The organism is Sphingobacterium deserti (assembly GCF_000757725.1).
In the GTDB taxonomy this organism is placed as follows: Bacteria; Bacteroidota; Bacteroidia; order Sphingobacteriales; family Sphingobacteriaceae; genus Sphingobacterium; species Sphingobacterium deserti.
In genome coordinates this window covers 23185-48749 of record NZ_JJMU01000033.1, presented here as the reverse complement: position 1 = coordinate 48749, position 25565 = coordinate 23185, and the positions used below count along the sequence as shown (strand labels likewise).

The window sequence follows — 25565 nt, the reverse complement described above, 5'->3', positions numbered from 1 at the left end:
AACTAATCGTAAATCAACAAAAATCAACAGGCATTTTACGAAAAAAATCGATACAAAAACTTATCTGACAGAAACTTATGAAATATAGGAATTTTGTAGGCTAACAGCTACAATTGCTAAAATAATGGATATTACGGACAGAATAGACCTATGATTTTGGTCGGATGATGCCCGTGATTTCGGCAAATAAAATCGACCTAACCACGTTCACTGCTTACTCCCATGCTAATTAGGTAGCGAAATATTTGGCCGTAAAAAAAAACTTCAACATTTCAGTAATAATAACAAGTTGCTGATTTAAAAAGACAAAAAGCTGGCACGGAAGCCCATAGTATAACTAATTTGAGCAGCTATAGATTTATCCAAAAAACTTATGAATAAAGTATTGTTACAATTAGTGACGAAAAATCTTGAATTTGGATCATTTTTTGGCCTATTATTTAACAATAAAAAATGCACTTACAAGAGGATCAAATTATCCTTAAACATACCGCGGTTCTAGCATTTTAGCGCGAGTATAGAAAATTTAGAATAACGGGGCACCTACCCGATGTCCAGCAGGTATAGATGGAACATCTTTAATAGTCGCCACTCTAAATTTGTATTTTTGAAATACGTCAGAACTAGCGACATGCCTTAACGAAGTGCCTTCCCTAAAATAAATCATATTATTATTCCTAGTTCTTATCAAACCATTATCAGGGCCTAGACCGACGCCCAAAGGGACATTTGTCAATTGCTCAGCAGTAAAGTTCCTCAAATCTTGAGGTATTTTCAAGTCAAACAACCCTCTCAACGTTTCATGGCGTTGGATATGCCTGAGCCTACCATCGAACATAACGGACACTTGACCGTTCGTAACATTTTGCACAAATACGCCATTCGGTATCATTTGTGGACACTCCTTTGTCTGATAATTACCTTGAATAACTGTACGAAATACGGAATTGTTCTGCGCACTCCTTAATCGATAGGCGATGATCTCTCCCCTAGAGTTCCCAGAAAGACTTCCTCCCTTTATAACGTAGTTTTTAAAGCCCTCAACACCTTGTATAGTAGTCGCGGCATCGCTTGACGAACCTCCGATAACGGTCCCGCTAATTTTTAACTCATCCAAAACCTGCTTATCTTCTCCACTAATATTAAACCCTGCTCCTACTTTCCAATAAGAAAAAGTAGTATTTAGTGATTTGTGAACGCTCACAGAATCATATGAACTCTCAAGTAAAAAGTAAGCGCTCCGTCCATAGTCAATGGAAGATACATACAATGGAGCGAGCGAACCATTAAAGTCCATAGGTTTATTAAAAAGATCACCATTTTGTGGAATATCAATATCCGCACTAAAAAATTTTTGATAGATTTTTAATAAATAGTACTTCTTTGTGGAAACTGTACTTTCATTGAAATTGGCGAAAGAACTGAAAATACTGCCAAAACTCAAATTGACTCCAATATTCATTTGTATCTCCGATTTTGATCGCGCTTGTTTAATTTCGAATGTGAAATTAGCCGGTTGCTCCCCAACAATATCTGCATTTAAAATTTGTTGCATTGATACGCGAAAATTAGACAAACTCGGCTCAATTGTTTTTTTCACAACTCCGTTGGAACCTTGTAAGGATACGGAGAATGTGACTGGTTTCCTAACATAAGAAGGGGATAAGAAAAAAGGAGTATAGTCACCATTTTGCATTGACGCACCGTCTAGCAACGAACCAATATACATCATTTCCGAATTGGGGTTTAGTACCGCAAGCTTATCAAAGGTTCGAGATTGAGAATGACTAAGTGTTACACACCCATTTGGGTCTGGGGAAGATCTAACCAAAGTAGACTTATAAGATCTAAGATTGACTGCCGACCATGATTGGATTGGCGTACTGAAATCTTTAAACTGATTATCGACGTTACCGTCAAGATTTTCTATAAAATCTTCAATCGAATCTATAGATTCTACATTTTTCTCACATGAACAAAACAAGGTGAGAAAAGGAATAATAAAGAATATTGATTTTTTTAACATGGCAAGATATAATTTTAAAAAAATAACAACTTTAATCAAGCAAAAATTTCTTTTGAGATTTACGGACACGAAAATTGATTTCAACCACTTACTGCGGCACATAAAATTCAATTCGCTCGAATCTGTATCTATTAAAATTCCCAGCTTTAGCAGTGAAATAATGGTTCATATGGTAATCGCTCCAATGTCGGTAAATAGGCTGGAGTTTGAATTCGGTCGTAGCATTTGCTGTTGGATAGACATAAAAGACTATTCCCTCATACCTATAATTGGTATAGGTCCCCAAGTCTTTTGTAAAGAAGTTATTATTGATCAAATCGTTTCTATACCTGTAAACCGGAATTGTTCCAGGTTTTTTATATCGGAATGCATAAAATGCTATGCCTTCGTTTAAGTAACTTTGATCTTCATCTCCAGGGTACATACTAAGAACGTGGTTATCCTTTTTCGGATCCCTAAGTAATCGGTTTCCATCGAAATAAAGCGAATAGACGGGACTTTTCGAATAATAATTATTTGTTTGGCCACTACTTATATACTGATTAACAGCAGCCATGACTACACTTCTTTTCGATGGGTCTGCTATCAGATCGTAAATAGGGATTAAACCATTGTATCCGAAATCGACCAGCACCGCGTTTTCTGGTGTGACACTGTTTTGCCAAGCAGTAATACTGATTTTGGGCACACTGAGATCCAAATTTAACTCACCACGCAATTGCCTTGTAGGATCTCCGCCGAAAGTATTATAAACCAACTTTCTAGAAAAATTTTGGTGAGAAGACCTTACGTCAACGCTATTTGCAGTTTCTACAGAAACATCGAAACCGAAACTAGCGCCAACTTTGATTCCTACACGGGCCGCTTCCGTTCGATTTTGATTCTTGGTTTGCGATTGATACATTAGATCTAACCGACCACCAGTATAAATATCTACCATCACATGTGTCCCATATGCATTGATCAATTGCTGGCTGGAATAATTAGCAAGATCAGACAAGAATTCAGGAGTCAGGTAATTTCTCAAAATATTGGCATCTGCATTTATTCTATACCTCTTTTGCTTTACCATTAACTTATAGCTCCCATAGATATATTTGGCATCAAACGAACTACTTTGATCGTTTTGATAATTGAATGAAGTTGTCAAGCTCGCGCCAAAAAGTTTGTAACTGGCAGTCGCGGAGACTTTGTTGGAGACAGATTTAGAGTATTGCTCTGCATCTTCACCAAATTCCTCGACATAGCTCTGTGCAAGGGGGCGCTCTTCTACAACTCGGTCAGCAAAATCTTGCTTTAACCTGCCGACATCGATTATCTTAAATCCCGCGGAATGTGCATCTGCATATCGCCCAGTTACATCATACCCATTCCCCAATACGTCATAAGGCCCCATTCCGGCAGACCTTGCACGGACAGATGTCATGGCTAAGTTTTTTGTCACTGCAACATCTTTTTCTTCCAATTTCAGTTGCTCTTTGTTACACGAGGCAAACAGGGCAACAATTGCCAGTAAAAATAATGGTCTTTTCATATTTCAGTCTTCGTTAGTTAAATAACCTTTGGATAAAACCCACCACAAGTTAAAGAAAAATAATTAAACAAATAATATTTAAACGAATATTATTTTAAATGAAAAATATAATTATTGATTTAAATCAACAAAAAACTAAAAAAGAAACAATTAATTCATCAAAATAACTCATAATACCGCATTAAAATAAATTTAATTGAGACCGTATGCAGTGCACATTCTAAAAGATTAAAATTAACAAAAGCCGAACGATACAAAATGACAATTATGTAAACCTTTTATGAAAAAGAAATTGATGATATTTTGGCTCCGAAAATGTCGATTTATCCATGTACATTCTTATATTTATCCATGGACTCGAAGAAACTATACATCATCCGGCACGGAAAAGCGGAGGAACATTCATTCTCAAAAGAGGATTTTAATCGTGACCTTGTAGAAAAAGGGATAGCTCGTTCGCTTGCGGTAGCCGAAAAAATAAAAACCAAAATCTCACCTATTGATAAACGAACCCTTATCATATCATCCACTGCGAACCGCGCCGCCCAAACCGCACGGATCTTCGCCCAATCATTAGGTTATCCGGAAGAAGAGATCGTTTGGGAGCCTACGATCTACGAGGCGCATTACCTGCACATACTGAAACGTTTGAATCAAGTCTCAGCAAACTACGATCGCGTGCTATTGTTTGGACATAACCCCGGACTGTCCGATTTAATTGACTACATCGCTAATGAATATATCAATCTTAAAACGTCGTACGCCGCCTGCTTGACGTTGGAAGAAGGACTTGATTATTCGACTTTATCCGCGAATACAGCACGCTTGGAGCACGTTATTGAAGAATAGATCTAGACATTGGATTTCCTTATTTACTGGCATTAAGCACGAACATTTTTCAATCAAACGGAAGATCAGGGTCCTTCCCATACAGAACAAACTTTACGTAGCATCGTTCCAAGCGTAGAAGATTTCAGTTGCATACCGACTAAGCGCATTTCAATCCAATGGAATATGTATCCTTGAAAGGCGCTTCGAAAGCAGCTCGTGACAACCCAAATCTTCCATGTATAAAATTTACGTAACTTCGTTACTATGGCAAATCAACTCCAACAAGAAAACTCTCCTTACCTACAACAACATGCACACAATCCAGTAAATTGGATGCCTTGGGGCGATGAGGCACTACATAAGGCCAAAGAAGAAAATAAGCTTATAATCGTAAGCATTGGCTACTCGGCATGCCATTGGTGTCATGTAATGGAGCGCGAAAGCTTCGAAAACGAGGCCATAGCCGAAACTATGAATCGCTTCTTTGTTTCCATCAAAATAGACCGCGAAGAGCGCCCGGATATTGATCAAATCTATATGATTGCTGTTCAGCTGATGACCAACGCAGGTGGCTGGCCGCTAAATTGCATCTGCCTGCCGGATGGCCGCCCCATTTATGGCGGCACCTACTTTCGGCCGCAGGACTGGCAGCAGGTGTTGCTTCAAATCGCTCAGATGTGGGAAGAGACGCCGGATGTAGCTATTGATTATGCAGTCCGCTTGACGGCCGGGATACATAAAGCAGAGCGTCTACCTATAACACCTATTCCTTCCGCGTACACTGTTGCTGACTTGGACGCTATTGTAAAACCCTGGGTCGAGCAGTTTGATGATGAAGATGGAGGCTATAACCGGGCGCCCAAGTTTCCACTACCAAATAATTGGCTATTTTTCCTCCGCTATGCTGCACTTACTAAAGACCAAGATGTTCTCCTACATGTTCACTTCACGCTAGAGAAGATTGCCAATGGTGGGATTTATGACCACATCGGCGGTGGCTTCGCTCGGTATTCTGTCGATGGACAGTGGCACATCCCACACTTTGAAAAGATGCTCTACGATAACGGTCAACTTATTTCCCTTTACGCAGAAGCTTACCAACAAAAGCCTAACAGCAAATATGAACGGGTGGTTTCCGAAACAATTGCTTGGGCGCAACGCGAAATGCAAGCCGACAACGGAGGTTTCTTTGCGGCGCTTGATGCAGATAGTGAAGGCGTAGAAGGCAAGTTTTATAGTTTTAGCAAAAGCGAGATCGAAGACGTTCTTGGCGAAGATGCGCCATTGTTTTTAGCGTACTACAATATTACCGAATCTGGAAATTGGCAAGAGGAACATACCAATGTATTGCATTGCGACATGGAAGCAGACCAACTCGCCTCGGAAAGTGGTTTCGCTCCGGATGAATGGCAAAGCTATCTGAAAGAGATCAAACAAAAGCTTTACGCCTACCGGCAGAACCGTATCAGGCCGGGCTTAGATCACAAACAATTAACGACTTGGAACGCGTTGCTGTTAAAGGGCTTTGTGGATGCATACCGCACGTTTCGAAAAGCGGAATACTTAGCACTTGCTAAACAAACGGCAGACTTCATCATTAACCACTGCTTTTCCGGCGAAGCATTGCTTCATCAGCCTGCTGACCAAAATAGAGCGATACCGGGCTTTCTCGACGACTACGCCTTTACGATAGAAAGTTTTACAGCCTTGTATGAAGCGACCTTTGAAGAGCATTGGCTCTTTAAAGCAAGAGCGTTGGCGGATCAGGCTATTGCCTTATTTTATGATAAGGAGGAAGCCACCTTCTTCTATACGTCTGCGGCGGCGGGCGAAAAATTGATCACCCGCAAAAGTGAAATAATGGATAACGTGATCCCGGCATCTTCCTCCTGCATGGTGCGCAGCCTTTACCGATTCGCTACACTTTTTGACCACGATGACTATCTCGCTATTGCCGATCAAGTGTTTGCCAACGTCTTTCCCCATATTAAACAATACGGCTCTGCCTATTCCAATTGGGCCATACAGCTACTAGAACATATATACGGAACAAATGAAATTGCCTTGACCGGAACCAGCGCTTCGGATTGGCGTGAGGAGCTAGATATACACTACATCCCGAATAAAATTACGATAGGAGGAACAAAAAGTAGCTTACCATTGTTAATGGATAAAGAAGGTTTGGAATCAAAAGCATACCTTTGTCGAAATAAGACCTGTAGCTTACCACAAAAGTCTGTGGTAGACCTGTTACAGTTGTTAAATGATAACAGGGATTCGTCCCAAATAAATTAAACAAGATGGCAATAGAAAACAACAACGTAGTCACGTTGAATTACAAACTTCACACAATCGAAGAAAACGGTGAGAAAACTTTTGTGGAAGAGACGACAAATGAAAACCCTTTGACTTTTCTATATGGCGTAGGTATGATGTTGCCTAAGTTTGAAGAAAACATTGCAGGCCTTGGCGAAGGCGATAAAACATCATTCACGTTAAGTGCGGTTGACGCATATGGCGAGAAAGATGACCGTGCGGTAGCACAACTTCCTGCAGATATGTTTAACGAGACAGGACTTCCTCCAGTTGGTGAAGTATTGCCTTTGCAAGACAATCAAGGAAACCAATTTCGTGCAGTAGTGATCGAAGTTACACCAGAAGCTGTAATCGCTGATCTTAACCACCCAATGGCTGGAAAAACATTGAATTTCGATATTGAAGTGTTAGGCGTTCGCCCGGCAACGGAAGAGGAATTGTCTCATGGACATGCTCATGGTGCTGACGGTCATTCAGGACACGAATAGTAGCCCATTTCCATATAAGTTAAGAGGCCACATCTGCGAATCATGCAGATGTGGCCTTTTTGATTTATTAATATTTATTTTTAAAATTTCTTCCATACCTACTAAGTACTGTATACTATTATCTCAATTCACATTACTCAATACCAATCCCAGCACACATCCCTTCCGCCGCATGCCGCGGCAGGGCAAATACTTTTGTAAGGTAGTATGGTTTCTTAAACAGGTTGTCCAACCCTCAACCTTTCCGTCCTTAGCCAGGACAGGGCGTTCCTTTTGTAGGGCAAAAGGAACCAAAACCCCGTCGCTTGAAACCTTTGCAGGGAGGGTTGGTGCAATGGCAAATGTCTACATATTGCAAAGCTTTCGATGCGACATTTCGTTTAATAATGGTTGGAAGCGATAAAATATAGAATACCCTTCGCATTACGCTATACGCATTACGCAATACCCCCTCAAATGTGACAGTCGAATATTGGTTGGAAGCGATAAAGTAGTGTGGATATTTTAATTTCTCGCACTACGCTATACGCACTACACCTGTCTAAATACTATCTACTAACATCTATTCTCATTTCGCATTACGGACTACTCACTACGCATTACTCACTACGCACTACTCACTTCTAACCAACCTTCGTCGCTCGTAACATTTCCCGCTTGCCGGGGGCACCTGGCGCTTTCTCTACTGTAAACCCCAACGCTTTCATGGACCTTTTCAAATTACCTGTTATGGCGTAGGTAACGAAAACTCCCCCCGGTTTTAGAAACGAACAGATGTGTGCCAACGACTCATCAGTCCACATCTCCGGTTGATGGATTGCGGCAAAAGCGTCAAAATACAATACATCAAACGTATCGTGCGACTGGAAGGATATCAACTTCTCGTGCGCAATTTTCAGAGAGACAGCTGCAGAAAATTCCACACCCTCCTTTAATGCCGCCGAGTACTGCCGGAGAAAAGCATCCCAAGTAGCGGGTTGCACAAATTGGTTATACCCCGTAGCGAAAATCACATCTGTTGCTAGTGGATAAGCCTCAATGCCACAATAGCGCAGCTGCAAGGATTTCTTTATCGCTTCGTCTGCCGTCAATAAGAAATTTAATCCAGTACCAAATCCGACCTCCAAAACGGACACCTCATTCGTATTTTCCTCTCGTAAGAAATGATTCAGACCCATTTCTATAAATACATGCCGACTTTCCTGAAGCGCGCCATGCTTAGAATGATAATGTTCCCCTATCTCCGGATGGTAAAGGGTGTTGGATCCATCACCGGTAATTACAAATTCCATAACTGTGGCTTTTTTATCGCAAAACTAAAGAAAAACAAGTACTTTAGCCTTCGCATGCGGAAGATTATTGAAAATTACGGAAGTATATTATTGCTCCTGCTGGGCATTGCTCTGGGAAGCGTGATAGGCCTCTTGACACCCCATGCCGTCGAGTACATCAAACCATTGGGCGACATTTTTCTGAATCTGCTTTTTGTATCCATTATCCCGCTACTATTTTTTGCTATTTCATCATCAGTTGCCAATATACAGGGAGAAAATAAGCTGGGGAAAATTATAGGTTTGATGAGCATCGTATTCCTTGTCACAATCGTGCTGGCGTCCATAGCGACTATCGCAGTGCTGTATTTTTTTCCGGTTAGTTCTGGTATGGCTAGCGCTGGTGTCATGGAAAGTCCGACAGCAGACAACAGCAGCTGGGGCGATCGTATTGTGAAATTCCTAACCGTCGATGAATTTAACAACCTACTTTCACGGCAAAGCATGCTTGCATTTGTGATATTCTCCTTCCTGATAGGCATCGCAGCCCGCCGAGCGGGTGCGGCAGCCACAGCTTTTACGTCGTTTTTAAACGCAGGAAACGAAGTGATGAAGCAGTTACTGCTCTTACTGATGAAAGCAGCCCCCATCGGGTTAGGAGCCTACTTCGCTTACCAAGTCAAAACAATAGGGCCACAGCTTTTTGGCTTTTACGCGAAACCTATGGCACTTTACTACGGCTTTGGGATCGTCTTTTTCTTTGTATTTTTTACCTTATACGCCTTCTTGGCTTACGGCCGAAAAGGGCCTGCTACGTTTTGGAAAAATAATATTGTACCATCACTGACAGCGCTAAGTACCTGCAGTAGTTTAGCGACGATGCCAGCAAATTTAGATGCTGGAAAAAAAATAGGCATACCGCCAGCAATTGCGAATGTGGTGATACCACTAGGAAACACGCTTTATAAAAACGGTTCAGCGATATCCTCTATCCTTAAAATATATGTTGCCTTTTCGATGCTGGGCTGGAACTTTTTTGATTGGAACACCATCATCACGGCAATAGGGATCACCGTTCTTGTGACTATTGTAGCGGGAGGCATTCCGAACGGCGGTTACATGGGCGAAATGCTGATGATTTCCGTATATGGCTTGCCCAATGAAGCAGTCCCCGCCGTCATGATTATCGGTACATTGGTTGACCCGTTGGCGACCATTTTGAATGCTACCGGCGACACCGTAGCCGCGATGCTTGTTACGCGCTTATCCAATGAAAAATTTGCACCTTCATCAACATAGATTGTTAGTCTCGTGTAATATTGCGACGATAATTAACCAAAAAAAGCCCGAACATCCTCGCTCAACTTTGCAAATAGTTGACAATGAATAAGGTGCCACTTTCGCAGGTTTTCTGTAGAACAATTCTAAATAATAGCCAATATTTGACAAATTCCTTTCATGCAAAAGCATTTCGTAATTTTGTATTTTATTTAGAGATAGTGCACTATGAAGAAAAGCTCAATTATCTTAATTGTTATTATCGCTGTAGCGATTTCTATGATCTTGGTTATCTACACCGACTCCAGTACGTATTCTACTTTCACAGAAGCAAAAGAGAAAAACACAGAGCTTTATGTGGTTGGGGTGTTGAATAAAGGGAAAACATTACATTATGATCCCGTTAGAGATGCGAATCATTTTTCATTCTATATGTATGATAATGATAGTGTAGAATGCCAAGTTGTCTTTAACGGATCGAAACCGCAGGACATCGAGCGTTCAGAACAGATCGTGTTGACCGGCAAGATGGATGGAAATATATTCCACGCGAGTAAGATATTGATGAAGTGCCCGTCAAAATACAATAAGGATCAAGTTGAGGTGATAGAGAAGACAGCTTCCTTGTAAACAGACGAGCAAGAAGACAAAGCCGTCGCTTTTAGAATCGTCAATTCTGATTTTTAAACTTTTGACTTTCTCTACTTGCGACTTCTGCATGTTTACTTTTTCAACTTTGTCACTTTTGATTTTTGACTTTTGCGTTGTCACTTTGACTTGTCACTTTTGATTTTTGACTTTTTACTTTTGCATTGTCACTTTTGACTTTTTAATTTTTACTTTTTACTTTTTAATCTAAGCAATGGACGTTAACTACGTTGGAGAGCATCTTTTACCTGGAAAAATTGGACAATTTTTTGTTATCCTTTCTTTCGGTTCTGCCATCCTTTCCTGTTTAAGCTACTTTTTTGCAACCAAAGAAGCAGATAATAGATCGTGGAAGATCTTGGGTCGGATTGGTTTTTGGACCAATCTTATCTCGGTTGTTAGTATTGGTGCAATATTGTTCTACATTATTTACAATCACCTTTTTGAATACCACTATGCTTGGGCGCATTCCTCTCGGTCTTTGCCTACACATTTTATAATTTCCTCTTTTTGGGAAGGCCAGGAAGGTAGTTTTTGGCTTTGGATGTTCTGGCAAGTCCTTTTGGGAACGGTTCTTCTTTTCCGAGCAAAAAGCTGGGAAGCGCCTGTAATGACATTTGTGATGCTAAGCCAAACTTTTCTAGCGTCCATGCTGATCGGTGTAGAGATTTTAGGGTCGAGATTTGGCAGCTCTCCATTTATCTTGCTTCGTGATGCGCTCCAGGCACCAATATTTAAGGATCCGAACTACCTATCCATGATAGCCGATGGCAGCGGATTAAACGCCACGTTACAAAATTACTGGATGGTCATCCACCCCCCTACACTGTTCCTCGGTTTCGCTTCGATGATAGTTCCCTTTGCGTATGCCGCGGCGGGCCTATGGACAAAGCGCTTCAAGGAATGGATTACGCCAGGACTGCCATGGGCATTGTTTGCTGTTATGGTCTTAGGTGCTGGTATCATTATGGGTTCGTTTTGGGCCTACGAAGCGTTAAACTTCGGCGGCTTTTGGGCTTGGGACCCAGTAGAAAATGTGTCGATTATCCCTTGGCTTACCCTAATTGCTGCTGTGCACGTTATGGTTGCTTTTAAAAACTCGGGACATGGTTTCTTCACGGCAACATTTTTAGCGCTCATCAGCTTCGTTTTGGTGATCTATGCATCCTATCTGACAAGAAGCGGTGTTCTCGGTGAAACGTCAGTTCACTCATTTACCAGCTTAGGTATGTCTGGGCAATTAATAGCTTTCAACCTCTGCTTTTTAATACTGATGATTGTGTTTTTGGTAACACGCAACAAAGAAATGCCATCGACACAAAAAGAAGAAGACATCTATTCAAGGGAATTTTGGTTGTTTATTGGCGGATTGGTTCTATCAGTAGCTTGTGTACAGATGATCGCAACCACATCTATCCCGGTTTTTAACGCACTTTTCGGTACAAAAGTAGCCCCTCCGATCGATCCTATTCCGCATTACAACAAGTATCAGGGAGCATTCGCTGTTGTCGTCATGTTACTGACCGCATTTACGCAATTCTTAAAATACAAGCGCACAGATACACGCAAGTTTTGGGCCGCAACGTTAGCCAGCTTCGTTGTCGCATTAATTATTGCAGGTATCATTGTGTACTTCGCAAAGGTGTATACGAATGCCATGTATATCTTGCTGACATTAACCTGCGTATTCTGTCTGTTGGCAAATATGCGCGTATTGGGTGATGCATTAAAAGGCAAATGGCGCTTAGCCGGGTCAGCGGTAGCACACATTGGTTTCGCCCTACTTTTGCTGGGCGCCTTGATCGCGGCGGCAACAAATGAAGTCATGTCTATAAACGAAAGCAAGTATATTGCCGTTCAAAATTTTGGTAAGGAGGGCGATAAGTTCTCCGATCCGGGCGAGAACTTGTTTTTGACAGAGGGCGAGCCCGTGCAAATGGGCGAATACCGCGTTACCTACGTAGGTGATAGTGTCGCTCCGCCAAACGTATATTACAATATCAAGTATGATCGGATTGATGAAGAAAGTGGAAAGGTAACGAAGTCTTTTACGCTAAGTCCATACGCACAAAACAACCCAGACATGGGCGGATTAATCGGTACGCCGGGTACACACCATGAGTTTACGCACGATATTTATACGCTCATCACCGCAGCAGCGTCGGATTCGCAGGCAAAAGCCGCTAACGTTCCGGAGGAAGAAAAAACGGGCTATGAAGATTACGAAGAGCCTGCGACCTATCAAGTGAGCATAGGCGATACATTGCGCTATCGCAACGGCTATTACGTGATTGAAGGAATAAACAAAGATGCGAAGCTGAACAATATTCCGAAAGGTCCGGAGGATATTATCGTAGGTCTTAAAATCAAGGTTGTTTCTAGCGATAACAAGGCGTTTCCTGTAGAGCCTGTATTCGTAATAAAAGATGGCAACAGTTACGATTTTAATAAGGATGTAAATGAGCAGGGCTTACGGTTCCGTTTTACGAATATTCTTCCTAAAGAAGATAAGCTGGAAATTATGCTTTATCAAAAGCCACTTCCAGAAAAAAAATGGGTCGTATTTAAAGCAATTAAGTTCCCTTTCATCAACTTTTTCTGGGCAGGAACAATTATCATGACTATCGGCTTCGGAATGTCTATTTACAGACGCCTGAAAGATGCTAGGTTTAGAAGATAGATAGTAGTATATAGATAATAGTAGGTAGATAATAGTAGGTAGATTTTTGATACTGAATGAAGATAACGATACTTGGAAGCGGAAATGTAGCAACCCATCTCGGAAAAGCTTTGTTTAAGGCTGGTCACTGCATCAGTGAAGTGTACAGCAGAAATTTGGCCAATGCGCAAGCATTGGCTTTGCTATTAAATGCGAAAGCAATTGACAACCTTGCCTCGCTAGCCGACGATGCTGACATCTATCTTATAGCCGTCAGCGACCATGCTATCGAAACAGTAACTTCGCAGTTGCCTAGTACCTTACGCGGCATCGCGGTCCATTGCTCTGGCGCTACATCGATAGATGTGCTGGGTCGTTTCGAGCAATATGGCGTAATCTACCCTCCCCAGACACTGAAAAAAGAAAACGATACGCAGATGGCTGCCATCGCTTTTGGAATCGAAGGATACCCGAGCGCAACAGAAGACTTGCTGCATCAGCTTGTCCACGAGTTTGCCCCAAATTCTTTCCGTTGCAACAGTCAACAGCGCTTAGCCTTGCACACGGCTGCAGTGTTTGCAAACAACTTTACGAACAGCTTATTCCAGATTAGTTACGAGCTGTTACAAGCACAGGGATTGCCTTTTGATCTACTACATCCCATTATGCAGGAAACTGTTCAAAAGGCGACGCAGCATGAACCGCGTACAGTACAGACTGGCCCGGCGCAACGGGGCGACCATGTGACGATTGAAAAGCATTTGAACTTTATTAGTGAAAAGCCCAATTGGGTCAAAATCTATCAACAACTTACTGAAGAAATAACGAGTAAAAAGGGGAATTGACCAATAAATTATCAAACAAACAAATCTTTACCGAATAAGATTCTTTTTTCAAAATAATGTAATTAGTTTCTAATTTTGCATCGTTCGTAGATTATAAGGTTTAAGCGAGCGAAAAGTTAGCGTATAGTGGCTCGCATTTTGCTGACCGATAGGTGCATGATTACTTGATAATCGACGGAAATGAACAGATACATCCGATACTATTTTAGACACATATGACAGTTAGAAAACTAATTCTCGCAACGATAGTTCTCATCAACCTGATCATCATTTCTTTTGGAATTATTTTTACCAAAAGTTGGTTTTGGCTTTTGCTGGTACCTTTTCCCTTGATGATACTGGCATTTATCAATAGCTTTCAAACCAAACATGCTATACTTCGGAATTACCCTGTGGTAGGCTACTTCCGCTTTTTCTTTGAGAGCATACGTCCGGAAATGAGGCAATATTTTTGGGAGTCTGATACCGACGGACGCCCCTTCAATCGTCGTCAACGCTCTATTGTATACCAGCGAGCAAAAAACGAACGTGAGACGGTTGCTTTTGGTATGCAAACAGATCCGCAAGCCGTTGGCAATGAATGGGTAGCCCACTCTGTATTTCCCTGCCATATTGAGGATCACGATTTGCGCACCACAGTTGGGAATCACCTTTGTAAACAGCCATACAGCCTTAGCGTATTTAACATTTCGGCGATGAGCTACGGGGCGTTGAGCCAAACGGCTATACGCGCGCTGAATAAAGGAGCTGCATTACAAAATTTTGCACACAACACTGGTGAAGGAGGAATTAGTCCCTACCATATCAGTGGTGGCGATCTCATTTGGCAAGTAGGTACCGGATACTTTGGATGCCGAAATGATATGGGCATGTTTGATGCGGCACTCTTCGCAGAAAAGGCGACTCGGCCTTATGTAAAAATGATTGAGGTGAAACTATCGCAGGGCGCCAAGCCAGGCCATGGGGGTATACTGCCGGCGGCAAAAAACACACCGGAAGTAGCGGCTATCCGCCACGTTGTTCCCGGCACAGACGTCATGTCGCCGCCTGCTCATAGCGCTTTCCGTTCTGCCCACGAGATGATGGAATTTATCCAGCAGCTCCGAGAGCTATCAGGCTATAAGCCAGTAGGTTTTAAAATGTGCGTTGGCGATAAGCAAGAGTTCATCGACATCTGCAACGCGATGTTAAGCACCCAAATATTTCCAGATTTTATTTCTATTGATGGCTCCGAGGGGGGCACGGGGGCAGCGCCCTTGGAATTCACAGACAACATCGGAATGCCATTATATGACGCTTTGACCTTCGTAACAACGACACTGATCAAATTTGGTTTGAAAAAACACATTAAGCTCATTGTTTCTAGCCGTATTATCACCGGATTTGACTTGCTTAAAGTCATTGCATTAGGAGCAGATGCATGCTACAGTGCACGTGGAATGATGTTTGCCTTGGGCTGTATACAAGCGCTGAAGTGCAATGAAGATGTTTGTCCTGTCGGTGTTGCCACGCAAAAACCGCAGCTTTACAAGGCTTTAGATGTACAGGACAAATATATACGCGTAGCGCAGTTTCACCGCAACACATTGCGCGCCACCGTCGAAATTATGGAAGCCTGTGGCTTTAAAACATTGGATGATGTTTCAGCAGACAAATTCTTCCGCAAAGTAGATAGTGTGAATACGCTAAGTTTTCAGGAGATCTACTTTAAGGACACTGGAAAATTAGTGAATAGCCATAGCGCATTCGAGGTACAGGAATTTTAAAATAATGCTCCAGCATTAGCGAGTGTAAAACCGCATCCTATCCACGAAAGAGCTTATTTTAAATTGCAATACAAGACTTCCAACGTATTTTTCGCACGAAGCATTTCCTCATAGGCCAATCCTTCCAAGGCTTGGCCTATGGTGCGTTTTGCCTGCCGCATGCAAGCTTCGCGTAACTGACGCCCCTGCTTCGTCAGAAATATTAAATTAGAACGCTTATCATCTTTGTCGTTCACACGCATGACCAACTTTATTTTTTCTAGATTATTGATAAGGCGAGATACGCTAGGCTTATCTCGGAAGGTTAAGCAGGCCAATTCTTGCTGCGTCCGTCCTTCTTCTATCCACAGATAGTATAATAGCGACCATTGCTCCGAGGTAATATTTATCCCTTCTTCCTTAAGATTTCTTTGCAGTCTTCTTGCCAAGGCAGCTGTGGCTTTCCCAGTTAGAAAAGAAAAGAACTCATCGGCATATTCAAAATTTCCAGTCATATAGGATGGTTGTTAGGTTAGTTGTTTACGCAAACAAAACAAAAAAGCTTTTACAATGCAAATAAATTTTGATTTTCACCCACTTTTTTCTATTTTCCTCCTATGGAAAACTTTTTACCTGTATTACTGATCGTTGCTGGGGTGATCTATAAGATTTACACAGAATACCAAAAGGAGCAGGAAAAAGCGCGGAAACGCCGACCGAACATTCCTCCTGCCGTTCCAGCGAATACCGTCCCCCCTATTCCAAATCCACAGCAATATAAAAAGCCTGCCGTGCCCGCGTTTCCAACGCCAGCCCGGTCCGTAACACCGCCAAAGCCAGCGATAAAAAAGGTGGAAATGCAACAACGTCCACTGGAGGTCACCAAAGTTCAAGAACAAAAGAAAGTTCGGCGAGAGAAACAACGAATAGAAGCGATAGAAGCCCCGAAGCTGGAAATTCTTACGGAACAACATATCGATTTTGATTTGCGTAAAGCCGTTATGCAATCCGCTATCTTGGAGCGTCCATATCGGGATTAAGTTAATTTAAGTATCCAAGGTCAGAGGCTAAACTTCAATTGTTGTTTGATCCTGATCATGCACCTACAAAATGTGGTGACGCTTTCAATGGATATATTGTGCTCGTATTAAAAAACTCAAGGCGGAAGGTCGGTTAACGCAGATTATTCTAGCTATTACATAGAAAACTGATCTGCATCTTTAAGAAAAGGAAGTTGTTCGCGGGATTTAATAAGATCTGCAGGGTTTAATGTAAACGTATATAAGTCTTCATCCTCCGGTTTATAGTAAACCACGTCGCCCATCGGTGATATACACATCGAACCACCAGAGTAGTAAATTTCATTACCATCATAGCCTACACGGTTTACACCGATAACATAAGCTTGATTTTCAATAGCACGTGCAGGTATAAGCGCTCTCCAATGTCCAGATCGCTTGTCGGGCCAGCTTGCTGTATACACCAATAAGTCGTAAGCAGTACCAAAATTGCGAGACCACACCGGAAAACGTAAGTCATAACAGATCATTGGACACACTCTCCAACCTTTTAGATCTAAGACAATACGAGAATTGCCAGCCGTAAAAACTTGATCTTCATTCGCCATACCAAAAAGGTGTCTTTTATCATAGTGCACGAAGCTACCATCTGGTGACATCCAAACAAACCGGTTGTAATAGTTCCCGTTTTCGGCAATGATCAAGGTCCCGGCAACTGTACAATCATATGATTTCGCGTGCTCATACATCCAATGCATCGTTCGGCCATTCATAGTCTCTGCACACTTCTCTACGTTCATAGTGAAGCCCGTATTAAACATTTCCGGTAGGATGATTAAATCTGTCTTTTCCTTCAACCCTGACAACCGTAAAGATAAATTCTGCAAATTTTTCTCCACGTTTTCCCAAAATAAATATGCTTGAAATGTTGTAATCTTTATCGGTTCCATACCTGCCATGCGCGATCGCTCTAAATTTAAAATTGATGTTTTGACAAATTACTAAAAAACTATTTGTTTAGCAATGATTAGACCAAATTACTATTGCTCTCGGTTCATAAGTGCATCTGCCAAAGAAAAAAGAGCATCCTTTCTTGATTCCTCTACCCTGATGGCCCGCAATTTTTCGTAGGCTATCGCCGTGAATTTCTCTTTTTGATATATTGCTAACGCTTGAATATCGTATTTAGCGTAAAGCGCCTTCATTTTTGCAACCTTATCAGGTTCATTTTCCAAATTGCTAGCTTGAAGCTGCACAAATTCAGCTTCGTCGTCCGCTGTCAGCAACTCCCGAAGCTTGATAAATAAGAGCGTCTTCTTATTTGATATAATATCACCACCTACTTGTTTACCAAAGGTTTTGGGATCGCCATAAACGTCAAGTAAATCATCTTGGAGTTGAAAGGCAATACCTAAGTTCACACCGAATTCATAAAGCAGTTCTTGTGCTGACTCCTCAGCGTTACCAATTATTGCGCCCATTTGCAACGCACACCCTAACAAAACCGATGTCTTCAAGCGAATCATATTGATATATTCATCTTGAGTAACCGTATTCCTTTCCTCGAAATCCATATCATATTGCTGGCCTTCACACACTTCTAAGGCTGTCCTGTTAAACAAGCGCAGCAGCGGCGCCAACTTATCTGTCGGGCATTTCACAAGCTCCTCATAAGCCTTCACAAGCAATGCATCGCCAGAGAGAATAGCCACGCTATCATTCCATTTCTGATGCACAGTTTCCATGCCTCTGCGCAGCGGCGCTTTGTCCATAATATCATCATGTATCAATGAGAAGTTATGAAAATATTCAATGGCTGCGCTGGCTGGTAGTGATGCGGGCACATGTGAAGCGTCAAACAATTCCACGCCCATATTTACCAACAACGGGCGGATACGTTTCCCCGAAAGGGAAAGGATGTAGCGTATCGGATCGTAAAGATTAGCTGGAGAGGATGGAAATTCTACCGCATTCGTATAGTCCTGAAAAATTTGCGCGTGTACTGATTTATGGAACATAGCTAAAAAATGATAGGCGAAGATACGGATTCTCACTTAAATAGTATCTTTGTGTAAACCCATGCATCCATGCGTATTTTCGTCATTCACAACTTTTATCAACATGCTGGCGGTGAAGACCAGGTTTTCGCACAGGAAGTGAGCGAGCTATCAAAAAGCCATGATGTAATGACCTACACTGTTAAAAATGTCAAAGGTCTAAAAGGGCTCGTACAGTTTTTGAGCTATGCGTGGAATTTTCAAGAAAGCCAAAAGATAGTAGCACGCGTAGACGGCTTTCAGCCCGATGTCGTGCATATCCATAATCTCCATTACAGCATTGGGCCCTTGATCATACGCCAGTTAAAGCGTCGGGGATTTCCAGTAGTGATGACCTTGCACAACTTCCGTTTGCTCTGCCCTTCCGCCAGCCTATTTGTTGAAGGTGCAATTTTTACGGATAGTTTGAGGCAAGATTTCCCCTGGACTGCCGTAAGAAAGCGCGCACTAGACCATTCTTTAGCAAAGACCTTCCTCACAGCCTTCGTATATTGGCTACACCGAAAACTAGGCACCTGGGCAAAGGTTGACCGCTATATCGTGCTATCTGATTTTGCAAAAAAGATGTTCTCGGACAGCACTTTCCCGGTTGATACGGGGCAGTTTGTCGTCAGACCAAACAGTATTGAGCTCCACCCAACCGGAGCAGATAAGAATGGGCGTTTGGTCTATATAGGTCGATTATCGGCGGAGAAAGGTATTGTTCCTCTTTTAAAAGCGCTCAGTGAAACGGATATCTCCTTGGATATCTATGGCACGGGACCGCAATTAGATCTTGTAAAGCAATTGATAGCGTCACACCCACATATCCAATACAAGGGTTATCAAAGCCAGGACGTTTTAACGAAAGCCATTGCTGAGGCAGATGCTCTTGTTGTACCTTCTGTATGTTATGAGGGAATGCCGATGACGATCATTGAAGCCTTTGCCCAGGGTACGGCGGTCATCGCCAGCGACATTGGCATTTTAAAGGAAATGGTGCTACCTTTGTATACGGGTATGCATTTCAACCCTTTTCGTAAACAGGATATACAGCGGTGCATCAGCGAATGGAAAGAGCTTAACACCGACAAAAAGGACGAAATCAGGATAAATTGCCGAAATGAATATGCGCAGCATTATACGCTGGCAAAAAATATGGAACGGCTATTAGCAATTTATAGCGCGGTAACAACCGAACACAAAAACAAGTAAAGGTATGAGTATAATTATTATGGATAAGCTGAATCTGGCAAAAGAGATTCAGGCGCAACTCGAAACGGTGTATGACCCAGAGCTACGCCCTGCCAACATCGTGGATCTAGGCTTAGTATATGAAATCATTACAAAAGAAGGTGGGCTTGCTAAAATCATTATGACATTGACGGCACCAGGCTGCCCTGTTGCGGGTGAAATTATGAATGAAGTTCAAGAAAAAGTTGCCGCCGTGCCTGGTATCAGCGAGGCGCTGGTAGAATTAACCTTCGATCCGCCTTGGACAAAGGACATGATGTCTGAAGAAGCGAAGTTAGAGCTTGGCTTCCTTTAAGACTATCAATAATTAATAAGTAAGGCGTAGCGGGTGCTACGCCTTACTTATTAACAAATCATTGTATACTTAAGTGGATCGATTAACGGATTCTTCCAACTGTTCAAGTGTCTTTTTGGCTTTGACAGGCGCTTGATCTTTCCCAAAAAGCACTTGCCATAGATTCCGAGACTCCTTCGTCAACAAAGGTGATATAATGGAAAGAATGAGAACATACACGACGACGAAAGATTGAATAATCGGCAACAATGCGCCGGCCTTTCCAATGTTAGCCATAATGATCGAAAATTCACCGCGCGCAGATAGCGTGAAGCCAATATCAAAGGATGCCTTTGGCTTTCTTCCTGAAAACTTAGCCGCAAAATAACCCGATGCTAAATTGCCGAGAATAGTTATGAATGCAGCCAGAGCGGCCCAGCCTACAGCGCCACTTAATGTGTACATATCGATAGACAATCCGAAGCTGAAGAAGAACATTGCGCCAAAAAAATCACGATATGGAGCAATCATCCCCTCAATTTTCTTGATATATTTCGAATCCGCAAACACTAATCCAGCCATTAGCGCACCAATAGCTTCTGCGACATGGATTGTTTCCGAAAAACCGGCAATAATAAACAATAGGCTAAACACAATAAGGATAAATAGCTCGGAAGATTTATCCTGTAATAGTCTATCAATTGCTGGAACGAGTTTTCTGCCCAGCACAAGAAAGGTCAAGATAAACCCTAAGGCCAGTAGCGAGGTGCCGGCAACCGACCAAAATGACGTGCCTCCGGTTAGGATTAGCCCCGATAAAAACGAAATATGCATGGCGATAAAAAGATCGTCAAACATAATCATTCCCATAATAATCTCTGTTTCGGCATTAGCTGTTCGTTTCAGGTCTGTCAATACTTTCGCGACTATTGCCGTAGACGAGCTTGTCATCACACCGCACAACACCATCATCTCTTTAAACGGCAAATCCATCAACCACCCGATGAGCAATCCCGACACAAAATTCAGGAACACGTATATCGAACCACCGGTGACGATCGCCTTCCCTGATTTCATTAATCTGCCAACGGAAAACTCCAACCCCAAGTAAAACAACAGAAATAACACCCCCAGCCTTCCCATGAAATCAATAAAAGGCTTGCTTTCCGTGAATGTCAGATCTATATGCCAGAATTGCGGGGCATGCTGACCCACCACCATACCAATAATGATAAAAAAGGGAATTACCGAAAAGCGCAATCTATTGGCCAATAAACCAACAACCGCAACCAAGAAAACAGCAATACCAACTTCTAGTACTAAGGTAGGTGACAGCATAGAATCAAATTAGAATTTCCTTCAATAGTTTAATATTTGTTTTTTTTCCCGCAACAACCAATGTTGTACCCTCACTAATGATAAACTCAGGCCCTGGGTTGATAATCGTTTCATCTTCTTGGATGGCAGCGATGATGGAAGCGCCAGTTCGCTGACGAACCCCTAGCTCCCCGATGCTTTTGTGCACACCATCACTGGATGCACCCACCTTGTACCATTCAATACGCAAGTCATCTAACGCGACTTCCATGGTTTCAAGAGCTTTGGGTTTGTATGACAAACCACCAATAATTCCGGCAACTTGACGAGACTCTTCGTCTGACAACGTCATTACACAGTGCGTTTCACTGTCGTCATCCTCGGAACGGTAAAGTTCCCGTCTGCCGTCATCGTGTATCACAACAACCATGTTATCGCCCGCTTCCGTCTCAATCTGGTACTTTTTCCCAATACCAATCAAGTCACTTTCTCTAACTATAGACATAGTAAAAAAATTTAGTTGCTTTTGTATCTGTAAATACTACAAACATTTGGCTACAAAATTACTAAAAATATTACACATTAAGTCCGTCCCGCCCTAGCCAATGCCCTTCTAGCATTTAGCGAAAATATTTTTGGGAATACTCCAAAAAGCCTGAGCTGTAAAAATACGCTCAGTACCCGACGTTTTTATCATATAACCGTTATAATCGAATCTGATTTTTACCTATGTTTGAGTCCGTAAACAAGATGGGAATAACGTTTTGTTGACCGCAGCGCGGAACGACAGGATTTAACACTTCATCACTTTCAAAGCAAACGCATCAGACAATGAAAAAATCAATTTTAATGATGGCTTTTTTAAGCATCATGACAGCAGCGATGGCGCAGCGTACAAACATGCCCATAGACACCAAAACATCGACCGTTCATTGGACGGCAAAAAAAGTGGTAGGTGGCCATGAGGGCACAATAAATCTTAAAAGTGGATCTTTACAGACCGAGAAAGGTAAAATTGTAGGTGGAGACTTTGTCATCGATATGAATTCGATGGTTTGTACAGATGCTCCTAAATTGACCGGTCATTTGAAGAATGAGGATTTTTTTAACGTGCCACAATACAGTACAGCAAAGTTTGTTATCACTAAGGTCGACAACAGCAAAGTAACGCCAGTACTGCACGGAAACCTTACAATAAAAGACAAGACAAAAGCAATATCCTTTCCTGCAAAAGTTACGAAGTCTGAAGCAGGCGCTTTGGAAGCTGAGGCAATGGGCGTCAAAGTAAACAGGCTCGATTTCGATATTAAATACCGATCGGCAAGCTTTTTCTCCGATCTAGGGAACCGCGCTATCGAAGATGAGTTTACGTTGGATGTTAAAATAAAAGCCAAAAAATAACAAAAGAGAGCAGGTGCTCTCTTTTGTTATTTTTTGGCAACATCCACAATGTGGTACGAACCATCTTCACGCTGTTCGCCCTTCCCTATGGCAATACTTTTAGAGTGATAGAAAAGGTAGGTCCAGTTGTCTGCGCGTCCTTTTTCCCAATATTCATTTCGTAGATCTCGAGCCTTACGCCCATCATAATCATACTTCGCGATAAAATTCTTAAAAATCTCTACCGGATCTGGCAGAACATCGCCACCGAAAAAGTAATGTTCATCATCAACATGGATATGAAATGCTTGATGATGAGGTGTATGAGCGCCATTAACTTCATAGCGTATTTGAGGATTGATCTGGCCATCTCCATCAAGCAAGACCAAGTTTCCGCTACGCTGAATGACATCAAAAATCTCCGTGCGGTAGGACGAGTTTTCTCCACTGAAGGCATACTCCCATTCGCCACGTTGAACGAAGTACTCCGCGTTAGGAAACGCAATCCGCGCAACGCCATCCTTAAAATCTACCATCCCACCCGTATGATCTTTATGAAGATGGGACATCAACACATATTTAACATCATCAGGATCGTAGCCTAATTTTCGGATATTTTGATGTAGCAGAAGTCCTCCTTCGTCGGAAAAGCCTAGCCCCGTGTCACAAAGAATAAGTCCATCGTCAGAAACAACCAAAAAAGGGTGAACGTGCACGAAAATAGAACCTTTGCGCGTAAGTGGATCGTCTTTTTCAGGATCGAATGGAACGAATGCTTTGGAAGCATCGACAGAAAACGACCCCTCATAAAGTGAATAAGCTTTAATCATTTTTTATTTTTTTGTAATCCCGTAAGCCCCAAGGGCTTCGCCTTGCCGGACGGGCATCTATTAGGTAAACCAATTTACAAAACGTATATTTACACGTTAATACAGCTGCAAAGATATGCAAAAAAGGTGGGTCGTAAAGCCAAAAAATGATGTCCTGAAAACCAATAAAATGCGCGATGAGCTGGGTATAAGCCCTACCATCGCGGCGTTGCTTCTACATCGCAATATCGACACCTTTGAATCCGCTAAAACTTTCTTCCGCCCATCTTTAGACATGCTCCACGATCCATTTTTAATGTGTGATATGGATAAAGCGATCTCCCGTATTGAGCGCGCCATTGGCAATAAAGAGAAGATTCTTATTTATGGCGACTACGACGTGGACGGCACAACAGCTGTTTCGGTAGTCTATAGCTTTTTTCGGGATTTTCATTCTGGACTGGAGTTTTACATACCGGATAGGTACCTCGAAGGCTATGGCATTTCGACCAAAGGCATCGACTATGCGCACGAAAACGGATTCTCGCTGATTATCGCGCTAGATTGTGGTATCAAAGCTATTGACAAAGTAAATTATGCAAAATCAAAAGGCATCGACTTTATCATCGGCGACCACCATCTACCGGGTCCCACCATTCCTGATGCGGTAGCCGTTCTCGATCCTAAACGTGTAGACTGCCCCTACCCTTACAAAGAGCTGTCAGGCTGTGGCATCGGCTTCAAAATCATTCAGGCGTTTATACAAAAGAATGGGATGGACATACAGCTTGCTTATCAATATTTAGATTTGGTAGCGGTAAGTATTGCATCAGACATTGTCCCGATTACGGGCGAAAATCGTATCCTCACCCATTTCGGACTTCGCAAGCTCAATAGCAATCCAAATTGCGGGTTGCAAGCACTGATCAACCTTTCTTCCAATAAAACCGGACAGTTTTCTGTTAACGACATCGTTTTCCAAATAGGCCCACGCATCAATGCTGCCGGAAGGATAGAGCATGCAAAAGATGCCGTTAAATTATTAATATCTAAGTCGTTGCCAGAGGCGAAAGACTATTCTGAAACTGTTGATGACCAAAACAATCTCCGTAAAGATTTTGATTTAAAAATTACCGAAGAAGCCTTGGCGATCATTGGGAAAGATGAAATACTTCAGGCAAGAAAATCAACTGTGCTTTTTAAGGAAGATTGGCATAAAGGCGTGATCGGCATTGTCGCGTCTCGTCTAACTGAAAAATACTACCGCCCTACGATTATATTGACGCAAACCAACGGCCATATCGCAGGTTCTGCACGTTCTGTCATTGGCTTTGATCTATACGAAGCACTAAGTGAATGTAGCGAATTGCTGGAACAATATGGCGGGCATAAATATGCCGCAGGCTTGACGATGCGTTTGGAAAACGTACCTGCCTTTCAGGAAAAGTTTGAGTTGGTGGTAAGCAACAGTATTAAACCAGAAATGTTGCAGCAGGAGGTACTGATCGAGGCAGAACTTGAACTCAAAGAAATTGACGCCAAATTTCATAGATTACTCAAACAGTTCGAACCGTTTGGTCCCCAAAACGAAGCGCCCATTCTCCTGACGAAAAGAGTATATGGAACCGGTTATATTGTGGGTAACAACCACATCAAAATAACTGTACGCCAAGAAGGCAGTGCTGCATTCGAATGTATTGGTTTTGGTCTAGCAGAGCATATAAGCCACATCAATACAGGCCACGCATTTGATATTTGCTATACGATCGAGGAAAACACTTGGCGTGGTAAAAAGAATTTGCAATTAAATATCAAAGCAATTCGATATTAAAATA

Annotated in this window: 22 protein-coding genes; 13 read left to right on the top strand and 9 right to left on the bottom strand. The window is 42.2% G+C overall.

Annotated features, from left to right (window positions below):
* Nucleotides 1–526 precede the first annotated feature (526 nt).
* Both DI53_RS11315 and DI53_RS11310 read right to left on the bottom strand, forming a co-directional pair.
* Entirely contained in the window at nucleotides 527–2065 is a 1539-nt protein-coding gene (locus tag DI53_RS11315; protein ID WP_157836773.1) for a thiol-activated cytolysin family protein, read from the bottom strand.
* 49 nt (nucleotides 2066–2114) lie between these two features.
* The gene (locus DI53_RS11310) at nucleotides 2115–3560 is read right to left on the bottom strand and encodes an MAC/perforin domain-containing protein (protein WP_037499288.1); all 1446 of its coding nucleotides are present in this window, start codon (nucleotides 3558–3560) and stop codon (nucleotides 2115–2117) included.
* A 351-nt stretch (nucleotides 3561–3911) separates the two neighbouring features.
* Here DI53_RS11310 and DI53_RS11305 point away from each other — a divergent pair, with 351 nt between their 5' ends.
* The 3 genes from DI53_RS11305 (at nucleotide 3912) to DI53_RS11295 (ending at nucleotide 7195) form a co-directional block, all read left to right on the top strand.
* Nucleotides 3912–4409, top strand: coding sequence for a SixA phosphatase family protein (locus tag DI53_RS11305; protein WP_037499286.1), 498 nt, complete (start codon nucleotides 3912–3914; stop codon nucleotides 4407–4409).
* 246 nt (nucleotides 4410–4655) lie between these two features.
* A complete protein-coding gene (locus tag DI53_RS11300; RefSeq protein ID WP_037499283.1) occupies nucleotides 4656–6686 on the top strand; it encodes a thioredoxin domain-containing protein in 2031 nt (676 codons plus the stop codon).
* A 5-nt stretch (nucleotides 6687–6691) separates the two neighbouring features.
* Nucleotides 6692–7195 (top strand): FKBP-type peptidyl-prolyl cis-trans isomerase, encoded by a 504-nt coding sequence (locus DI53_RS11295; protein ID WP_037499280.1) that lies wholly within the window; start codon nucleotides 6692–6694, stop codon nucleotides 7193–7195.
* A gap of 623 nt (nucleotides 7196–7818) precedes the next feature.
* On the opposite strand, the gene mnmC2 is transcribed toward DI53_RS11295, so the two are convergent.
* On the bottom strand, nucleotides 7819–8487 hold the full coding sequence (mnmC2, locus tag DI53_RS11290) for a tRNA (5-methylaminomethyl-2-thiouridine)(34)-methyltransferase MnmC2 (protein WP_037499278.1): 669 nt from the start codon (nucleotides 8485–8487) through the stop codon (nucleotides 7819–7821).
* A 54-nt stretch (nucleotides 8488–8541) separates the two neighbouring features.
* Between mnmC2 and DI53_RS11285 the strand changes: the two genes are divergently transcribed.
* The 5 genes from DI53_RS11285 (at nucleotide 8542) to DI53_RS11265 (ending at nucleotide 15662) form a co-directional block, all read left to right on the top strand.
* Nucleotides 8542–9765 carry a dicarboxylate/amino acid:cation symporter gene (locus DI53_RS11285; protein WP_037499382.1) on the top strand — a complete coding sequence of 408 codons (1224 nt, stop codon included), beginning with the start codon at nucleotides 8542–8544 and terminating at the stop codon, nucleotides 9763–9765.
* Between the two features lie 207 nt (nucleotides 9766–9972).
* A complete protein-coding gene (locus DI53_RS11280) occupies nucleotides 9973–10374 on the top strand; it encodes a cytochrome c maturation protein CcmE domain-containing protein (protein WP_037499275.1) in 402 nt (133 codons plus the stop codon).
* 232 nt (nucleotides 10375–10606) lie between these two features.
* On the top strand, nucleotides 10607–13072 hold the full coding sequence (gene ccsA / locus DI53_RS11275; RefSeq protein ID WP_037499273.1) for a cytochrome c biogenesis protein CcsA: 2466 nt from the start codon (nucleotides 10607–10609) through the stop codon (nucleotides 13070–13072).
* A gap of 56 nt (nucleotides 13073–13128) precedes the next feature.
* Nucleotides 13129–13896 carry a Rossmann-like and DUF2520 domain-containing protein gene (locus DI53_RS11270; protein WP_037499269.1) on the top strand — a complete coding sequence of 256 codons (768 nt, stop codon included), beginning with the start codon at nucleotides 13129–13131 and terminating at the stop codon, nucleotides 13894–13896.
* Between the two features lie 215 nt (nucleotides 13897–14111).
* Nucleotides 14112–15662 carry an FMN-binding glutamate synthase family protein gene (locus DI53_RS11265; RefSeq protein WP_037499266.1) on the top strand — a complete coding sequence of 517 codons (1551 nt, stop codon included), beginning with the start codon at nucleotides 14112–14114 and terminating at the stop codon, nucleotides 15660–15662.
* Between the two features lie 53 nt (nucleotides 15663–15715).
* Here DI53_RS11265 and DI53_RS11260 read toward each other — a convergent pair whose 3' ends face one another.
* Nucleotides 15716–16156, bottom strand: coding sequence for a MarR family winged helix-turn-helix transcriptional regulator (locus DI53_RS11260; RefSeq protein WP_037499263.1), 441 nt, complete (start codon nucleotides 16154–16156; stop codon nucleotides 15716–15718).
* 102 nt (nucleotides 16157–16258) lie between these two features.
* On the opposite strand from DI53_RS11260, the gene DI53_RS11255 reads away from it, so the two are divergent.
* Entirely contained in the window at nucleotides 16259–16681 is a 423-nt protein-coding gene (locus DI53_RS11255; protein WP_037499261.1) for a hypothetical protein, read from the top strand.
* A 155-nt stretch (nucleotides 16682–16836) separates the two neighbouring features.
* Here DI53_RS11255 and DI53_RS11250 read toward each other — a convergent pair whose 3' ends face one another.
* Together DI53_RS11250 and DI53_RS11245 are read right to left on the bottom strand one after the other, a co-directional pair.
* Entirely contained in the window at nucleotides 16837–17610 is a 774-nt protein-coding gene (locus DI53_RS11250; RefSeq protein ID WP_037499379.1) for an amidohydrolase, read from the bottom strand.
* Between the two features lie 90 nt (nucleotides 17611–17700).
* The gene (locus DI53_RS11245) at nucleotides 17701–18678 is read right to left on the bottom strand and encodes a polyprenyl synthetase family protein (RefSeq protein WP_037499260.1); all 978 of its coding nucleotides are present in this window, start codon (nucleotides 18676–18678) and stop codon (nucleotides 17701–17703) included.
* 69 nt (nucleotides 18679–18747) lie between these two features.
* On the opposite strand from DI53_RS11245, the gene DI53_RS11240 reads away from it, so the two are divergent.
* Complete coding sequence (locus DI53_RS11240) at nucleotides 18748–19911, top strand: glycosyltransferase family 4 protein (RefSeq protein WP_037499257.1); 1164 nt, start codon at nucleotides 18748–18750, stop codon at nucleotides 19909–19911.
* A gap of 4 nt (nucleotides 19912–19915) precedes the next feature.
* Entirely contained in the window at nucleotides 19916–20245 is a 330-nt protein-coding gene (locus DI53_RS11235; RefSeq protein ID WP_081939436.1) for a metal-sulfur cluster assembly factor, read from the top strand.
* Nucleotides 20246–20314: 69 nt separating this feature from the next.
* Here DI53_RS11235 and DI53_RS11230 read toward each other — a convergent pair whose 3' ends face one another.
* A complete protein-coding gene (locus tag DI53_RS11230) occupies nucleotides 20315–21562 on the bottom strand; it encodes a cation:proton antiporter (RefSeq protein ID WP_037499251.1) in 1248 nt (415 codons plus the stop codon).
* A gap of 4 nt (nucleotides 21563–21566) precedes the next feature.
* Nucleotides 21567–22046 (bottom strand): cation:proton antiporter regulatory subunit, encoded by a 480-nt coding sequence (locus DI53_RS11225; RefSeq protein ID WP_037499249.1) that lies wholly within the window; start codon nucleotides 22044–22046, stop codon nucleotides 21567–21569.
* 326 nt (nucleotides 22047–22372) lie between these two features.
* Here DI53_RS11225 and DI53_RS11220 point away from each other — a divergent pair, with 326 nt between their 5' ends.
* Nucleotides 22373–22942: a YceI family protein gene (locus tag DI53_RS11220; RefSeq protein ID WP_037499246.1), complete on the top strand. Its 570-nt coding sequence runs from the start codon at nucleotides 22373–22375 to the stop codon at nucleotides 22940–22942.
* 26 nt (nucleotides 22943–22968) lie between these two features.
* On the opposite strand, the gene DI53_RS11215 is transcribed toward DI53_RS11220, so the two are convergent.
* Nucleotides 22969–23751: an MBL fold metallo-hydrolase gene (locus DI53_RS11215; protein WP_037499243.1), complete on the bottom strand. Its 783-nt coding sequence runs from the start codon at nucleotides 23749–23751 to the stop codon at nucleotides 22969–22971.
* 115 nt (nucleotides 23752–23866) lie between these two features.
* Between DI53_RS11215 and recJ the strand changes: the two genes are divergently transcribed.
* Complete coding sequence (gene recJ, locus DI53_RS11210; protein WP_037499240.1) at nucleotides 23867–25561, top strand: single-stranded-DNA-specific exonuclease RecJ; 1695 nt, start codon at nucleotides 23867–23869, stop codon at nucleotides 25559–25561.
* Nucleotides 25562–25565 lie beyond the last annotated feature (4 nt).

Excerpts from the sequence above, each read along its gene's own strand:
- DI53_RS11285 (WP_037499382.1), top strand. The coding sequence starts at position 8,542 with ATGCGGAAGATTATTGAAAATTACGGAAGTATATTATTGCTCCTGCTG.
- DI53_RS11260 (WP_037499263.1), bottom strand. The coding sequence starts at position 16,156 with ATGACTGGAAATTTTGAATATGCCGATGAGTTCTTTTCTTTTCTAACT.
- DI53_RS11310 (WP_037499288.1), bottom strand. The coding sequence starts at position 3,560 with ATGAAAAGACCATTATTTTTACTGGCAATTGTTGCCCTGTTTGCCTCG.
- DI53_RS11245 (WP_037499260.1), bottom strand. The coding sequence starts at position 18,678 with ATGTTCCATAAATCAGTACACGCGCAAATTTTTCAGGACTATACGAAT.
- DI53_RS11255 (WP_037499261.1), top strand. The coding sequence starts at position 16,259 with ATGGAAAACTTTTTACCTGTATTACTGATCGTTGCTGGGGTGATCTAT.
- DI53_RS11300 (WP_037499283.1), top strand. The coding sequence starts at position 4,656 with ATGGCAAATCAACTCCAACAAGAAAACTCTCCTTACCTACAACAACAT.
- DI53_RS11235 (WP_081939436.1), top strand. The coding sequence starts at position 19,916 with ATGAGTATAATTATTATGGATAAGCTGAATCTGGCAAAAGAGATTCAG.
- DI53_RS11240 (WP_037499257.1), top strand. The coding sequence starts at position 18,748 with ATGCGTATTTTCGTCATTCACAACTTTTATCAACATGCTGGCGGTGAA.
- DI53_RS11215 (WP_037499243.1), bottom strand. The coding sequence starts at position 23,751 with ATGATTAAAGCTTATTCACTTTATGAGGGGTCGTTTTCTGTCGATGCT.
- DI53_RS11265 (WP_037499266.1), top strand. The coding sequence starts at position 14,112 with ATGACAGTTAGAAAACTAATTCTCGCAACGATAGTTCTCATCAACCTG.
- DI53_RS11270 (WP_037499269.1), top strand. The coding sequence starts at position 13,129 with ATGAAGATAACGATACTTGGAAGCGGAAATGTAGCAACCCATCTCGGA.
- DI53_RS11225 (WP_037499249.1), bottom strand. The coding sequence starts at position 22,046 with ATGTCTATAGTTAGAGAAAGTGACTTGATTGGTATTGGGAAAAAGTAC.
- mnmC2 (WP_037499278.1), bottom strand. The coding sequence starts at position 8,487 with ATGGAATTTGTAATTACCGGTGATGGATCCAACACCCTTTACCATCCG.
- DI53_RS11305 (WP_037499286.1), top strand. The coding sequence starts at position 3,912 with ATGGACTCGAAGAAACTATACATCATCCGGCACGGAAAAGCGGAGGAA.
- DI53_RS11280 (WP_037499275.1), top strand. The coding sequence starts at position 9,973 with ATGAAGAAAAGCTCAATTATCTTAATTGTTATTATCGCTGTAGCGATT.
- DI53_RS11250 (WP_037499379.1), bottom strand. The coding sequence starts at position 17,610 with ATGGAACCGATAAAGATTACAACATTTCAAGCATATTTATTTTGGGAA.
- DI53_RS11295 (WP_037499280.1), top strand. The coding sequence starts at position 6,692 with ATGGCAATAGAAAACAACAACGTAGTCACGTTGAATTACAAACTTCAC.
- DI53_RS11220 (WP_037499246.1), top strand. The coding sequence starts at position 22,373 with ATGAAAAAATCAATTTTAATGATGGCTTTTTTAAGCATCATGACAGCA.
- recJ (WP_037499240.1), top strand. The coding sequence starts at position 23,867 with ATGCAAAAAAGGTGGGTCGTAAAGCCAAAAAATGATGTCCTGAAAACC.
- ccsA (WP_037499273.1), top strand. The coding sequence starts at position 10,607 with ATGGACGTTAACTACGTTGGAGAGCATCTTTTACCTGGAAAAATTGGA.
- DI53_RS11230 (WP_037499251.1), bottom strand. The coding sequence starts at position 21,562 with ATGCTGTCACCTACCTTAGTACTAGAAGTTGGTATTGCTGTTTTCTTG.